This is a genomic window from Lysinibacillus sp. NPDC059133 (assembly GCF_042755925.1).
GTDB lineage: Bacteria > Bacillota > Bacilli > Bacillales_A > Planococcaceae > Lysinibacillus.
Genome location: NZ_JBHZDH010000038.1, coordinates 38,257 through 52,287 on the forward strand (window position 1 = coordinate 38,257; position 14,031 = coordinate 52,287).

Sequence of the window (14,031 nt, forward strand, 5' to 3'; positions counted from 1 at the left end):
GAAACTTATAAAAAGGACAAATCTACCTGCAAACGTAGATTTGTCCTTAATAAGCCACATATTGGGGCTCGTTTATATATATTAATCAAATAGAGTACTTACAGATTTATTTTCATAGACACGAGAGATTGCATCTGCCATCAATTTAGCTACTGAAAGCTCTGTAATTTTTGGAGATTTTTTCTCTTCTGGAAGCTGGATTGTATTTGTTACAACTAATTCTTTAATCGAAGAGTTTTCGATACGCTCGATTGCTGGGCCTGATAGTACTGGGTGAGAGCAACAAGCATAAACTTCTTTCGCGCCAGCAGCACGTAATGCATCCGCGCCGATTGTAATTGTACCTGCAGTGTCAATAATATCATCAATCAAGATTGCCACTTTACCATCAACATTACCAACAATGTTCATTACTTCTGCAACGTTTGGTTTTGGACGGCGTTTGTCAATAATTGCAATAGGTGCTTTTAAACGTTCTGCCATTTTACGAGCACGTGTTACACCACCATGGTCTGGGGAAACAACAACGATTTCTTCTTCTGGGATACCTTTTGATTTGAAGTGATCAGATAATAAAGGCACTGCCATCAAGTGATCGATTAAAATATCGAAGAAACCTTGGATTTGTGGTGCATGTAAATCTAAAACGATAACACGTGTTGCACCAGCTGTTTCAAGTAAGTTTGCTACTAATTTAGCTGTAATTGGCTCGCGTGCTTTTGCTTTACGGTCCTGACGAGCATATCCATAATAAGGCATTACAACGTTTACTGTACGAGCAGATGCGCGTTTCACAGCATCTACCATAATTAAAAGCTCCATTAAATGTTCGTTTACAGGCGCAGAAGTAGACTGCACGATAAACACATCACAACCACGAATACTTTCTTCAATGCTAATTTGAACCTCTCCATCGCTGAAGTGTTTAACAGAAGATTTACCTAATTCAACACCCATTTCTTGCGCAATTTCTTGAGCAAGCGGATTGTTAGAGTTAAGTGAAAATATTTTTAATTGTGAGTTTGCATAATGATACGGCATGATGGCCTCCTGTTTAGTTGATAATTATTTTGAATTTAATTTGCTTACATAATTCGGCTTGTTTTCTTGTCTTGCACGAGCAATTGCTAGCGCATCCTCAGGAACTTCTTTTGTAATTGTAGATCCTGCTGCAATAAATGAACCTTTTCCAACTTTCACTGGCGCTACTAAGTTAGTATTACATCCTACAAATACATCATCTTCAATAATTGTTTGGAACTTGTTTTTCCCATCATAGTTTACTGTAATGGAACCACAGCCAATATTGACATTGCTTCCTATTTCAGCATCTCCAATATAGCTTAAGTGGGATACTTTCGTGTCATTACCTAGTTTACTTTTCTTCACTTCTACAAAGTTACCAATTTTCACATGGCTACCTATATCAGAAAGTGGTCGAATATTTGCAAACGGTCCTATAGCTGTGTCTTCTGCTACAGCGCTTTCACGTACAACAGAAGAATGTACAGTTGTTCGGTCACCGATACGGCTATCAATGATTTGTGTGTTTGGCCCGATTATACAATCTTCACCAATAACAGTTGTACCTTCAATTATAGAACCTGGTTGGATGACAGTATCACGACCAATCATTGCCTCAGCGCTGATGTATGTTGCTTCTGAATTAATAATTGTGACACCGTTACGCATATGCTTTTCATTAATTCTTGTACGCATTAGCGCCTCTGCTTGAGACAGAGCAACACGATCATTAACACCCAGTGTTTCTTCGAAATCTCCAGTTACATATGCTTCAACGATTTCGCCTTGTTTTTGTAAAATTTCAATGACATCCGGCAAATAATATTCACCCTGTGCATTGTCATTTTTCACAAGCTTTAACGTCTCAAATAAGGCCTTATTATCGAAGCAGTATGTGCCCGTATTAATCTCTTTCACTAATTGCTGTTCTGCCGAAGCGTCCTTTTGCTCAACGATTTGCTCCACTTGTCCATTGTCGCCACGTAAAATACGACCGTAGCCTGTTGGATTTTCAGCAATGGCTGTTAAAATTGTTGCCTTGGCATTCTTTGCTTGATGGTGCTCGAACAAAGCTTGCATCGTTTCAGGGCGGATAAGTGGTGTATCACCACAAACAACTAATGTTGTCCCTTCTTCGCTACTTAAAATTGTCTCAGCCTGTTGTACAGCATGAGCTGTCCCTAACTGTTCAGCCTGTAAAACATACTCGCTTTTATCGCCAAGCTGTTGTTTCACCATTTCTGCACCGTGTCCTACAACCGTTACAATGCGCTTCACATCTAACGTTTGAATGTGATCCACCACATGTTGTACCATTGGCTTCCCACATACTGGATGGAGCACTTTATATAATTTGGACTTCATACGTGTACCTTGACCTGCAGCCAAAATGACAGCAAAAATGTTGCTCATCTGTAAGTCCTCCAATACGCTCATTTTCTCTTATGACTATATAGCAAAATCCATCTATTTTCAAGGCATGTTGACTTGACAAAAAAGGTGAATTTCCAAATCAAATGCACCTTATGCTCGAATGTTAATATGTATGTCCTAAAAACTGCTCGTTTTCTCTTATTCTCAAAATGAAAAGAACTCTCCAATTAAGAAGAGTTCTTTTTATTTACTTTCACCATAAGTATAAATCACCGTAGTTAAATTTACACTTATTCCCTTTTAACTATACGCCAATTCCTTCTAATTCTTCTGTTTTTTCTATTGCTTCTGCATCGCTTGAATTATGATACTCGTTTAAAATAATCTCTTGAATTTTATTACGAGTAGTAGAATTAATAGGATGCGCAATATCTCTAAATTCACCGTCTGGCGTCCGTTTACTTGGCATAGCAACGAACAAACCTGTATTGCCATCGATCACACGAATATCATGAACTACGAACTCATTGTCGAGTGTAATGGAAGCAATCGCACGCATGCGACCATCCGTCTGTACACGACGTAACCTTACATCAGTAACTTCCATTTTCTCACCACCTCTCTTCTTAGATGCCTAAATGTAAATATAATATTCATTATTACCGAATATTTTCCTTTTTATAGTCTATCAAATTTTCTAAAAAATTTGAATACTTATTAGTATAATATTTCCTTTAATTTGCTTAATTTTTGACAATTCATTGACAGTTTAATCAATTTCTCCTTGGCGTAATTGTAGCTGTCGCTTCGCTTTCGCTACAGAAAACAAGGATAAAAAAAGCCCACTAAAAGAGATTCTCTTCTAGTGAGCTAAAAAATTTCTTATTTAACGATTGCAATAACTTCAATTTCTACTCTAACATCTTTCGGTAGACGTGCAACTTCTACTGCTGAACGAGCAGGTTTATGATCACCAAAGTGGCTAGCATATACTTCATTCATCGCAACAAAGTCGTTCATATCCTTCATAAAAACAGTCGTTTTAACAACACTGTCTAAAGATGTTCCGGCAGCTTCTAAAACGGCTTTTAGATTTGCAAATACTTGGTTTGTTTGAACAGTGATATCACCTTCCACTAATTCACCTGTTGCTGTTAGTGGAATCTGGCCTGAGCTATAAAACATGCCATTTACAATAATTCCTTGTGAATATGGTCCAATTGCTGCTGGTGCATTTGTTGTTGCTACTACTTTCATTTGTCATTTCCCCTTTTAGAAAAATAGTTACCTTCACTTAATGCAATTGTACGGTCTTTTTCATTGACCTCATGAAGCTTCACTAGTGAGTAATAATCATCTACTAAAGTTTCGTCTGCATGCTCAGCTTCTACAAGCACTGCAATACCAGCTAGTTGGCAGTCAAACTCCTCTAATAGATTTTTCATGCCATTCATTGTACCACCGACCTTCATAAAGTCGTCAGTAATTAGCACTCGTTGCCCACTCTTCATGCTTCTTTTTGATAATACCATTGTCTGAATTCTTCTGGAAGAACCAGATACATAGTTGATGCTAACAGTAGAGCCTTCAGTTACCTTACTATCTCTTCTGACAACAACAACCGGTACATTTAAATGTCTTGCTATCGCGTGAGCAATAGAAATTCCCTTTGTAGCGACAGTCATTATGACATCGATTTGTTGATCAGCAAATGCGGATGCAAATACCTTACCAACTCGATTAATTAAATCTGGATTGCCGAGTAAATCCGTCATAAATAAATAACCGCCTGGTAACAAACGATCTGAATGCTCAAGCTCCGCCTTTAAATCATGAATAACTAAACGGACCTCGGCTTCGGACATTTTAGGAATATACTTAACTCCTCCTGCAGCGCCCGGTACTGTCATCAATAACCCGATTCCTTTTTCTTCGAAAGTTTCTTTTACAATCGTCAAATCTTCACTAATGGAAGACTTTGCAGATTGATATAGTTCAGAAAAATAAGTTAGCGGGATCAGCTGATGTGGATGTTCTAGTAAATAGTACGTCATATCAACTAGTCGTTCACTACGTTTCCATTTCATGCGACCCTCTCCTAAACACGAATATTTATAGGTAAAATTAACATAAATTTGCGGTTTTAAGCAAGCGTATTTCGCTCACCTAAAATCCGAACTGCATATACTTCTTCGCAAAAACCACGTAAACCATTATAAATGCGGCTTACTCGAGCTTCACTATCCACTAAACCGAACACCGTCGGACCGCTTCCGCTCATTAATGTCGCATCTGCTCCAAAACGCTTCATCTGTTCCTTTAACATTACTACCTCTGGATGTAGTTTAAATGTTACAGTTTCCAAAACATTTCCTAATGATGCACATAGTAGCTCATAATCTTCTGTTTCAATAGCACGAATCATTTGCTTCGTATTTGGATGCTCTAACCCTTCAACCTTTAATCCTCCATACACTTCAGCAGTAGAGACGCCTATTTTAGGCTTAGCTAAGACTACCCAACAGTTTGGTGGTGCAGGCAATTCCTGAATTTTTTCTCCACGCCCCGTTGCTAATGCCGTGCCTCCATAGACACAAAACGAAACATCTGAACCAATTTTCGCACCTAATTCAGCTAACTCATCTATAGATAACCCTAAATTCCACAGCTCATTTAAACCCTTCAATGTAGCAGCCGCATCGCTACTGCCACCCGCTAATCCCGCTGCGATTGGTATTTCCTTTTCTATAGTAATGGATACACCTTGTCCAATGCCGTATGTATCTTTAACTAGACGCGCTGCCTGATAAGCAAAATTTCGGTGATCATTTGGTACGAAATTATCAGTCGAAATTATTTCTATTACACCATCTTCTCGAGATTCTAAACAAATACGATCAGCTAAATCCACAGTTGTCATGATCATCTCTACTTCATGATAATTATCTGGTCTTTTATAAAGCACATCTAATGTTAAATTTATTTTTGCAGGCGCCTTTACATAAAGCATCTTTCTTCCTCCTTATAGCTACACTTATCAATTACCGCCAGATCATTCAGTCGATATTCGAACCTCTCACTACCTTTACATGTAGGTGTCTTCTGTAACTGTTACAAAATATCAGTAGCTGGCGTTTATTTTCGCTATATTAAAGATTTCCTGAATGAAGATAAATCTGTCGTTCATCTTTTAATTCATTTTATTTTACCATAATGGGAAAGCGAAAATGGAAAAAAAGAACCGTATACCCCTATTTGGTGTAACGGTTCTCTTTCGTCAGTTGCGTTGTTGTGTCTACAGGAAGCTTTCATCCCTGCTAATAAAGATCAATTATGCCTCGGCATAATTGCGTCCGCCGGAGGCTTAATCCAACAGATGGCTTTTGCGCGAAAGCGTAGTGCTAACGCAGCGGCAGCAAGGTGTTTTGTCTGTGCGAAAGCGAAGCAACAGCAACAGCACGATGTTGGACCTCAGGCGTTTTCACAAGGATGTGAAGTTCTTAGCTTGAGTTCCTCTATTTCAGCAGATGTTTGGACACCCGCTGAAAAGTGACTCCTCTCACCACTTATAGTGGTTTGCAGAAAGAAGTTATAATAAGTAGTCTAGTTCACAGGCTACTTATTATTCTCTTGCTCACTACTTGCTCTCTCAGCCATTTCGATGGCACGTTTGACCATATTACCGGCGTCTCGAGCTTTAATGCCGCCCCAGCCTTCTCGTTGCACAACATCATAAAATCCAAGCTCTTTAGCGATCTCTTCTTTTAAACGAGGTGACATGATACCTTTTCTAGGCATACTAAACTCCTCCTTTTACAACTGACGAATTTAGTATGCCCCAGAAAACGCAAAACACTCATGTAGTTTTAACATACATGAGTGTTTCGAAATATAGAAATAAGTACTAGAAACTATTTTGCGATAGCAGTCTTTGCCTCGTCTAAAAATGTAATCTCTACTGCTTCAGTTAAAATATCTGTGTAGCTATACGATACGCGCTTGCACGTATTGTCTTCTTGATCAAGCTCAACCACAAAGATAGCGCGATATGTCTCACGCAATACCCCTGCACACTCGATCGTTTTCTTGCGACCTCCGTTTGCTTTTAACTGCAAACGTTTACCCAAATGACAATCCAACGACTTTTTAATGTCCGCTAAAGTTTTTGGCATTTTCGCTTACACCTCACTATTTAATAGTATAAGCGACCCGCCCAAAAATGTCAATAAAATATAATATTTTATCAGCCTATTATAAATGTTGTCAACTTATTTTTCATAAAAAGACCATTTTTTTTTACATATACTCAAAAAAGTTAACAAAAATTTTTTACTTTGCAAACGTAGGGTGTAGTACATCGGCTAATTTTCCAAACTCTTGAATGGTTAGGGTCTCTCCTCGACGTGTTGGTTCAATATTTACTGCTTGTAAAGCATCCATTATTTTTTCTTTGTGTACCTTACCATTTGGTAAACCCGATTGTAAATTATTGAAGATTGTTTTTCGTCTTTGTACAAACGACGCGCGAGTAACAACAAATAAAAAATCCTCATCAATTACTTTTACTGGAGGTTCATCATGTTTAATAAGACGGATCACTGCAGAATCCACATTCGGCTGGGGCATAAACACAGTTTTCGGCACTGTCATGGCAATATCAGCTTTCACATAATATTGAATCGCAATTGATAAAGAACCGTACTCCTTCGTTCCAGGTTTAGCCGTAATACGCTCTGCTACCTCCTTTTGCATCATGACAACAAATCCGCGAATTGGCAAACGATCATTAAGTAATTTCATTAAAATCGGAGTCGTCACATAATAAGGTAAATTCGCTACAACCATAATATCCTCAATACCTGGCATCTCTTCCTGAATTACCTTAGCAACATCCGCCTTTAAAATGTCTGAATGTACAATCGTAACATTATTATATGGACTAAGCGTGTCTTCTAATACAGGTAATAATCGCTGATCAATTTCAAAAGATACAACTTTTTTTGCACTTCTCGCTAAATGCTCTGTTAATGCTCCAATGCCAGGACCAACTTCGATTGCACCACTATTTTCAGTTAAATTTGCGTGACTAACAATATTTCGCAAAATGTTCGGATCTACTAAAAAATTTTGACCTAAGCTTTTTTTGAATGAAAATCCATATTTTTTTAAAATTTCTTGTGTTCTAATGGGTGTTGCAATATCCTTATGCATCATTTTCCTCCTGATCTACCTGTGCGATTGCCGCACCAAATTGCTTTTCTGTAATTTGAAACATTTTTAATCTTTTATGAAGTTGTTTACCGTTTGTTGCACCAATATTCAAAATTTCTCCAAGACGATCACGACGAATTTTTGCCTGTGGATGACCAATTAAACGTGCCATCATTAAATCTTCGAGCGTAATGTTATCAGTGGTTGGCTCAACATCATTAGGGGTATAGACATGCCGTAGTGCCTCGCGTATATCTTCATCTGCTGCATGCTCTATTCCAAGTCCTTTACCGTTTTTCGCAATTGTTTTTGCTTTTGGTAAAAAAGCGTGTGTTACACCTTTTACATGCTCCTCGATAATGGCACGAATTCGACGTCCTGGATAATCTGGATCAGTTAAAACAATAACACCTCTTTTATCCTGTGCATGTTGAATTCTCTTCAGTGTTTCCTCTGAAATCGCCGATCCATTTGTTTCTATTGTATCTGCTTGTACAGCTCGCTTAATAGCTGTTGTATCATCTTTTCCTTCAACAACAATGATTTCTTTTATTTGCAAAAAGGCTCCTCTTTTCTACCTTATCTTCAGACCATTTTACAACTGCACTGTATGATTGTACAGAAATACACGGCTACTCATCTTCTTATAATTTTCTCCCTCGACTATGCTATTGCTGGTACTTTCTCTTTCAAATAGACCGTGCAGTTGATGTTACAGCTTACTTTATGTAGATATGACTATATTTTATCCTCCAGTACAAATTACTGAAAAAAGATAAAAAAGCTTTCCCGCCAGTCAAAACAGGAAAGCCAATAAGTGAAAAACATTTTTGATTAATTTTACAATTTTTTTAATTTAATACTTTTATACGAACTTTTCTTACTCCCCAAGTACTAGCTTGAGATTCCGTTTGTACAAGTATGTCGATCTTATTACCCTTAATTGCACCGCCAGTATCCCCTGCTATAGCTGTTCCGTAGCCTTCAACCCAAACTTTTGAGCCAAGCTTAATAACAGAAGGGTCTACTGCAATTACTTTCAATCCAGAGCTTGATCGTAAATCAATGCCAGTGGCAGATGTCCCTGAGCAGCCATTACAATAAGGTGTATAGGCTGTTGCCGTTACATAAAATTCTTTACCGCTAGCTGGCTCTGTTGAACCACGTGATACAGTCGATGCAGTCGATGCACTAGCTACAGTTGCGACTACAGCTTTAGTACCTACTGCAACCACTTGCGTCTGCGGTTCTTTTACAACATTTTTAGATTGTAGATTTTTAGCTACAACTTGGCCGTTCTCTTTAACGATTTCATACGTTTTAGTCATTAAACCTTTTTGGCCTGCTGTTACAACTTTTTGTTTTCCTTTTTGCAATGAAGCATCCTGCTTCTTTTCAATTGCGAAATCTAAAGAGTCTTCCACTACATCGATAACCTTTTCTACGCGAACTACTGTGATTTTACTCTGTGGAGTGATTACGTCCTTCAGGTTATTCTCGACACGATCGAATTCGTTTAACTGAATTCCTTGTTGTTTTAAAAAGTTAGCGACCGTAGTCGAAGTGGACCATACTTGTCTTTTGTTTACGCCATCGACAAGTGATACTTGAAACGCTTTTTGAATATCGATCTTGTTGTCTGCTCCTATCTCTGTATCTACGCCTTGTTTTAAAGAATCATGCTCTGATACTTCAATATTCGCTTCTTTCAAAATGTCTTTCACTTGTGTTTCAGTTGTCCAAACTTTTGACTGATTTCCATCAACTGAAATAGTTACTTTTTTTGCCTGTTCCCATGAAATTGCTAATCCATTAACAATTTTGGTGTTCAGAGAGGGTGATATTTTGTCATGCTCTGCTACGTCTATATTTTGACCTTGTAATAATTGTTCTACAGTTTTGGCATGTGTTGTTACTTCGATTGCTTCTCCGTTCGCATCAAGCGTTACGGTTTTTTTTGTACCTTGATAAAGTACGAATGAAATTACAGATACAAACAGAACAAGTGAAATAATACTTATTACTGTTTGCTTACTCCTCAATGATCCTAAGAACAAGTTTTTCATGGAATTATTTGACATGAAAAAACGCCTCCTTAATACAAAGTTGGATTATACGTACTAGATTTGGCACTGTCAACCCGAATGTATTTCTAAGAAAATTGACATCGCTATTTTGGCCAACCACAAACCTAGTATTGGAGGCGTCTCAGCTAGTTAATTGTCAATCTTAAAAAAATTTTTCGCATTGGCCGTCGTTACCTGTGCAATTTCCTCAATCGTCAATCCTTTTAAACGTGCAATTTCTTCTGCAACTAACGGTACTAAAGCTGGCTCATTACGTTTTCCTCGATATGGATGTGGCGCTAAATACGGTGCATCTGTTTCGATCATTAAATGCTCTAATGGTATTTCTGTCGCCACTTCCTTCGGCATTCGTGCGTTTTTAAATGTCACCGGTCCACCAAGACTAATCATAAAATTCATAGCAATACATTCATGTGCGGTTTCCACACTGCCACTAAAGCAATGCATAACGCCTCCCACGGAAGCTGCATTTTCTTCACGTAAAATTTGTACAACATCTCCAGTTGCATCCCTGTTATGGATAATGATTGGTAAATTCAGTTTTTGCGCCAAATGAATTTGCTTGCGGAAAAGTGTTTGTTGAACATCTTTCGGTGATTTATCCCAATAGTAGTCCAACCCAGTTTCACCAATACCCACTATTTTTGGATGTGCTGCTAATTCCTCAATCCAATTTAAATCCTCTTGTCTACAATCAATGGCGTCAACCGGGTGCCAGCCTATAACACCATAAACAAAATCATATTGTTCAACCAGTTGCATTGTTTTTTCAATGGTTTTGCGATCGAAACCAACAACAACCATCGTTTCTACTTTGGCCTCAAGAGCTCTATCTATAACCTCTTGTAAGTCTTCTTCATACTGATCTGCATTTAAGTGTACATGTGTATCAATGAACATCGTCATTCTCCTAACATAGATTTTATTAAAAATTATTATTTCATATTTTGCATAAGTGTTACAAATTTGTTACAAACAATTTAGTATTATGACATTACACATAACCCTAGACCCCTCGTCTATTACTATATACCTAAAAATATCTATTATTTACTGTGCATAAATTATTTCAAGATAATAAATCACCCATTTTTCTAACGGATTTTAAAAGCCTGCTGAATTTTTTCATTCAGCAGGCCTTCCTAAAATTTTTTACTTTACTTTTGCACCATTCTCTAGTTTTGAATCGACCGATGCTAATTTTAAAATTCCATCTTTTTCACCAGCTAGAATCATTCCTTGCGATAATTGACCGCGTAATTTAACTGGCTTTAAGTTAGCGACTACAATTACTTTTTGACCAATTAATTCATCTGGAGAATAGAACTTTGCAATACCTGAAACTACTTGTCGTTGTTCATATCCTAGATCCACTTGAAGCTTTAATAATTTGTCTGCTTTCGGAATGGTTTCACATGCAGTTACAGTGGCTACACGTAAATCTACTTTCATAAAATCATCAATAGTAATTTCAGGAATTTCTGGAATATCCGCAGCTTTTTGCTCATCTTTTGCTTCTTCCACTTGCGGAGTTTTCACTGAACCACGCATTTCCTCACGAATATACGTAATTTCAACTTCACTTTCTAGACGAGGGAAAATCGGAATCCCTTTTTCTACCACTTTAATGTTTGCTGGAATAGTATTGCCGAATGTTTCAATTGTTTCCCATGCTAAGAATTTGTCATCTAACCCCAATTGTTCAATAATTCGCTTAGGAGTAGATGTCATAAATGGTTGTAACATGACAGCCATTTGGTGTAAACTTTCCGCCAAATTTCGCATAACAGCGCCTAATTTTGGCTTATCTGTTTCCTCTTTTGCTAGCACCCATGGTTGAGTTTCATCTATATATTTATTCGTTCTCGAAACTAGCGTCCATAAGTCGGCTAATACGACACTAAATTGCATTTTTTCCATACTTTCTTCATATTTAATACGTACCGATTCAGCCTGTCCTTTTAAAGCTGCATCAAACTCTGTCGACTGAAGATTTTCAGTTGGAATAATACCATCGAAATATTTATTAATCATTGAAATAGTACGATTCAATAAATTGCCTAAATCATTTGCTAAGTCGAAGTTTGTACGTTCAACAAAAGATTCTGGCGAAAATACACCATCAGAGCCGAATGGTAACTCACGCAATAGGAAGTATCGTGTCGCATCTAAACCATAACGCTCTATTAACATTTCAGGATAAATAACATTGCCCTTTGATTTAGACATTTTACCGTCTTTCATCATGATAAAACCATGGGCAAATATTTTTTTCGGAAGTGGTAAATCTAGTGCCATTAAGAAAATTGGCCAATAAATAGTATGGAATCGAACAATATCTTTACCAACTACATGTACATCTGCCGGCCAATATTTATTGAATAGTGTTTCATCCTCTGAAAGATAACCTAATGACGTTATATAGTTAGTTAAGGCATCTACCCATACATAAATTACATGTTTAGGATCTCCAGGAACTTTGATGCCCCAATCAAATGAAGTTCTTGAAACAGATAAATCTTCTAACCCTGGTTTAATGAAGTTATTAATCATTTCATTTTTTCGAGATTCAGGCTCAATGAAATCAAGGTTTTCTTCATAATAAGCTAATAGACGATCTGCGTATTTCTTCATATTAAAGAAGTAAGATTCCTCTTTAACCTTGTGTACTGGACGACCACAGTCTGGGCAGTTACCATCTACTAATTGTGTCTCAGTAAAGAATGATTCACATGGTGTACAGTACGAACCTTCATACTCACCTTTATAAATATCACCATTATCTAAAAACTTTTGGAATATCTTTTCGGCAGTTTTCGTATGACGCTCTTGCGTTGTTTGAATAAAGTCATCGTATGAAATGTCCATTAATGCCCAAAGTTTTTTCGCAGCATCTGCAATTTCATTCACGTATTCTTGAGGATGTTTGCCCGCTTCTGCAGCTTTTTCTTGAATTTTTTGCCCATGCTCATCCATTCCAGTTAAAAAACGTACATCATAACCACGTAAACGTTTATAACGTGCAATTGTATCTGATGCTACAGTTGTATACGCAGTACCAATATGGAATTTCCCACTTGGGTAATAAATAGGGGTTGTTATATAGAATGTTTTATTTTTTTCGCTCACTAGAACTGCCTCCATTGTTTCACAGTATACTATCTATTCTAACTAAGTACGAAATTCGTTTCAACTTCTTTCAGCAGGTGTCCAAACACCCCGCTGAAATAGAGGAACCTTCACATCCTGTGAAAACGCCTGAGTGACCAACATCGGTGCTGTTGCTGTCACTTCGCTTTCGCACAAAAAACATCTGCAGGCCTAAGCACAAAGCAGATTCCAGACGCAATTATGCCGAGGCATAATTGATTGAAAGTTTATCGTACGCGAAAAATGTCGAATAATATAATCAATCCATTTAATGTCTTTAATAAGAAGCTTTTTTACTATAAATAAAAATATATAATAAAAACCTTTTAAAAAAACCAAAATATCTGTTTTCTCCTCAAAAAATTTTTTCAAAACAATATTATTAGTGTATTAATTAATTGACGTTTATGGCATTACTTGGTATGATAACTATCAGACAAGGAATTATGTCGAAATTTGACGAAATACCAATATAACTTTTAACATTAGGAGGAAAAATATTATGAAATCAACAGGAATCGTTCGTAAAGTCGATGAATTAGGTCGTGTAGTAATTCCAATCGAACTACGTCGTACATTAGGTATTGCAGAAAAAGACGCTTTAGAAATCTATGTGGATGATGACAAAATCATCTTAAAAAAATATATGCCTAACATGACATGTGCTGTAACTGGTGAAGTTTCTGATGATAACTTCCGTCTAGTTGGAGGCAAATTAATTTTAAGCCCTGAAGGCGCAGAAATGTTAGTGAATGAAATCCAATCTAACTTAAAAAAATAATTTGATATACACCTAAATCAAACACAGTGATTTGGGTGTTTTATTTTTTGTCAATCTCCTTGGCTTAATTGCGTCCGGAGTCGTTATCTTCATTTAATAGAAGATAACTATAATATACCCAATTCTTGAGTCCCTTATATTGTCCAGGTCAGACCTTTTATGATTAAGGATACTATTTTTTACAATTATTATCAATTCATATGATTTATAAGCTCCTCACCATAATGTGGGGTTGATTTCCGTTCCGGCTGGGCGCTTTGTAGCTGACGCTTTGCTTTCGCTACAGAAAACATTTGTTGCTGCCGCTTCGCTTTCGCACAGTTAAAACATTTGTTGCTGACGCTTCGCTTTCGCACAGAGCAAAGCTTCCTGGGGGCGTCCGATGAGCCGCTTGGGCCAACAGAT

16 protein-coding genes are annotated in these 14,031 nt (G+C 37.3%); 2 read left to right on the top strand and 14 right to left on the bottom strand.

Features of this window, described 5'->3' with window-relative positions; translation table 11 throughout:
* Positions 1 to 81: 81 nt before the first annotated feature.
* The 6 genes from ACFXN8_RS18105 to ispE form a co-directional block, all read right to left on the bottom strand.
* Complete coding sequence (locus ACFXN8_RS18105) at positions 82 to 1,041, bottom strand: ribose-phosphate diphosphokinase (protein WP_370047888.1); 960 nt, start codon at positions 1,039 to 1,041, stop codon at positions 82 to 84.
* Between the two features lie 24 nt (positions 1,042 to 1,065).
* Positions 1,066 to 2,436, bottom strand: a complete 1,371-nt coding sequence (glmU, locus tag ACFXN8_RS18110) for a bifunctional UDP-N-acetylglucosamine diphosphorylase/glucosamine-1-phosphate N-acetyltransferase GlmU (RefSeq protein ID WP_376076007.1) — start codon at positions 2,434 to 2,436, stop codon at positions 1,066 to 1,068.
* Between the two features lie 265 nt (positions 2,437 to 2,701).
* On the bottom strand, positions 2,702 to 3,004 hold the full coding sequence (spoVG, locus tag ACFXN8_RS18115) for a septation regulator SpoVG (protein ID WP_386847033.1): 303 nt from the start codon (positions 3,002 to 3,004) through the stop codon (positions 2,702 to 2,704).
* Positions 3,005 to 3,279: 275 nt separating this feature from the next.
* Positions 3,280 to 3,654, bottom strand: coding sequence for a RidA family protein (locus ACFXN8_RS18120; protein ID WP_376076011.1), 375 nt, complete (start codon positions 3,652 to 3,654; stop codon positions 3,280 to 3,282).
* Entirely contained in the window at positions 3,651 to 4,484 is an 834-nt protein-coding gene (purR, locus tag ACFXN8_RS18125) for a pur operon repressor (protein ID WP_079563681.1), read from the bottom strand. Before purR ends, ACFXN8_RS18120 begins: the two co-directional genes overlap by 4 nt.
* Positions 4,485 to 4,540: 56 nt before the next feature.
* The gene (ispE, locus tag ACFXN8_RS18130; protein WP_376076014.1) at positions 4,541 to 5,407 is read right to left on the bottom strand and encodes a 4-(cytidine 5'-diphospho)-2-C-methyl-D-erythritol kinase; all 867 of its coding nucleotides are present in this window, start codon (positions 5,405 to 5,407) and stop codon (positions 4,541 to 4,543) included.
* Positions 5,408 to 5,773: 366 nt separating this feature from the next.
* Here ispE and ACFXN8_RS18135 point away from each other — a divergent pair, with 366 nt between their 5' ends.
* The gene (locus tag ACFXN8_RS18135) at positions 5,774 to 5,950 is read left to right on the top strand and encodes a hypothetical protein (protein ID WP_386847036.1); all 177 of its coding nucleotides are present in this window, start codon (positions 5,774 to 5,776) and stop codon (positions 5,948 to 5,950) included.
* A 62-nt stretch (positions 5,951 to 6,012) separates the two neighbouring features.
* On the opposite strand, the gene ACFXN8_RS18140 is transcribed toward ACFXN8_RS18135, so the two are convergent.
* The 7 genes from ACFXN8_RS18140 to metG form a co-directional block, all read right to left on the bottom strand.
* Positions 6,013 to 6,195 (bottom strand): small, acid-soluble spore protein, alpha/beta type, encoded by a 183-nt coding sequence (locus ACFXN8_RS18140; RefSeq protein WP_323651183.1) that lies wholly within the window; start codon positions 6,193 to 6,195, stop codon positions 6,013 to 6,015.
* 113 nt (positions 6,196 to 6,308) lie between these two features.
* Positions 6,309 to 6,569 (bottom strand): biofilm formation stimulator Veg, encoded by a 261-nt coding sequence (gene veg / locus ACFXN8_RS18145; RefSeq protein ID WP_376076016.1) that lies wholly within the window; start codon positions 6,567 to 6,569, stop codon positions 6,309 to 6,311.
* Positions 6,570 to 6,726: 157 nt separating this feature from the next.
* The gene (gene rsmA / locus ACFXN8_RS18150; RefSeq protein WP_376076047.1) at positions 6,727 to 7,608 is read right to left on the bottom strand and encodes a 16S rRNA (adenine(1518)-N(6)/adenine(1519)-N(6))-dimethyltransferase RsmA; all 882 of its coding nucleotides are present in this window, start codon (positions 7,606 to 7,608) and stop codon (positions 6,727 to 6,729) included.
* A complete protein-coding gene (gene rnmV, locus ACFXN8_RS18155; protein WP_386847039.1) occupies positions 7,601 to 8,167 on the bottom strand; it encodes a ribonuclease M5 in 567 nt (188 codons plus the stop codon). Before rnmV ends, rsmA begins: the two co-directional genes overlap by 8 nt.
* Positions 8,168 to 8,459: 292 nt before the next feature.
* Complete coding sequence (locus tag ACFXN8_RS18160; RefSeq protein WP_386847041.1) at positions 8,460 to 9,689, bottom strand: resuscitation-promoting factor; 1,230 nt, start codon at positions 9,687 to 9,689, stop codon at positions 8,460 to 8,462.
* A 135-nt stretch (positions 9,690 to 9,824) separates the two neighbouring features.
* Complete coding sequence (locus ACFXN8_RS18165; RefSeq protein WP_386847043.1) at positions 9,825 to 10,595, bottom strand: TatD family hydrolase; 771 nt, start codon at positions 10,593 to 10,595, stop codon at positions 9,825 to 9,827.
* 252 nt (positions 10,596 to 10,847) lie between these two features.
* A complete protein-coding gene (gene metG / locus ACFXN8_RS18170) occupies positions 10,848 to 12,839 on the bottom strand; it encodes a methionine--tRNA ligase (protein WP_386847045.1) in 1,992 nt (663 codons plus the stop codon).
* 508 nt (positions 12,840 to 13,347) lie between these two features.
* Between metG and ACFXN8_RS18175 the strand changes: the two genes are divergently transcribed.
* The gene (locus ACFXN8_RS18175; RefSeq protein ID WP_079563673.1) at positions 13,348 to 13,626 is read left to right on the top strand and encodes a transition state genes transcriptional regulator AbrB; all 279 of its coding nucleotides are present in this window, start codon (positions 13,348 to 13,350) and stop codon (positions 13,624 to 13,626) included.
* Positions 13,627 to 13,817: 191 nt separating this feature from the next.
* Here the strand turns inward: ACFXN8_RS18175 and ACFXN8_RS18180 are convergent.
* The coding region (locus ACFXN8_RS18180) for a hypothetical protein (protein WP_386847047.1) at positions 13,818 to 14,031 on the bottom strand (214 nt) is incomplete at its 5' end.

Excerpts from the sequence above, each read along its gene's own strand:
- ACFXN8_RS18105 (WP_370047888.1), bottom strand. The coding sequence starts at position 1,041 with ATGCCGTATCATTATGCAAACTCACAATTAAAAATATTTTCACTTAAC.
- glmU (WP_376076007.1), bottom strand. The coding sequence starts at position 2,436 with ATGAGCAACATTTTTGCTGTCATTTTGGCTGCAGGTCAAGGTACACGT.
- spoVG (WP_386847033.1), bottom strand. The coding sequence starts at position 3,004 with ATGGAAGTTACTGATGTAAGGTTACGTCGTGTACAGACGGATGGTCGC.
- ACFXN8_RS18120 (WP_376076011.1), bottom strand. The coding sequence starts at position 3,654 with ATGAAAGTAGTAGCAACAACAAATGCACCAGCAGCAATTGGACCATAT.
- purR (WP_079563681.1), bottom strand. The coding sequence starts at position 4,484 with ATGAAATGGAAACGTAGTGAACGACTAGTTGATATGACGTACTATTTA.
- ispE (WP_376076014.1), bottom strand. The coding sequence starts at position 5,407 with ATGCTTTATGTAAAGGCGCCTGCAAAAATAAATTTAACATTAGATGTG.
- ACFXN8_RS18135 (WP_386847036.1), top strand. The coding sequence starts at position 5,774 with ATGGCTTTTGCGCGAAAGCGTAGTGCTAACGCAGCGGCAGCAAGGTGT.
- ACFXN8_RS18140 (WP_323651183.1), bottom strand. The coding sequence starts at position 6,195 with ATGCCTAGAAAAGGTATCATGTCACCTCGTTTAAAAGAAGAGATCGCT.
- veg (WP_376076016.1), bottom strand. The coding sequence starts at position 6,569 with ATGCCAAAAACTTTAGCGGACATTAAAAAGTCGTTGGATTGTCATTTG.
- rsmA (WP_376076047.1), bottom strand. The coding sequence starts at position 7,608 with ATGCATAAGGATATTGCAACACCCATTAGAACACAAGAAATTTTAAAA.
- ACFXN8_RS18160 (WP_386847041.1), bottom strand. The coding sequence starts at position 9,689 with ATGTCAAATAATTCCATGAAAAACTTGTTCTTAGGATCATTGAGGAGT.
- ACFXN8_RS18165 (WP_386847043.1), bottom strand. The coding sequence starts at position 10,595 with ATGTTCATTGATACACATGTACACTTAAATGCAGATCAGTATGAAGAA.
- metG (WP_386847045.1), bottom strand. The coding sequence starts at position 12,839 with ATGGAGGCAGTTCTAGTGAGCGAAAAAAATAAAACATTCTATATAACA.
- ACFXN8_RS18175 (WP_079563673.1), top strand. The coding sequence starts at position 13,348 with ATGAAATCAACAGGAATCGTTCGTAAAGTCGATGAATTAGGTCGTGTA.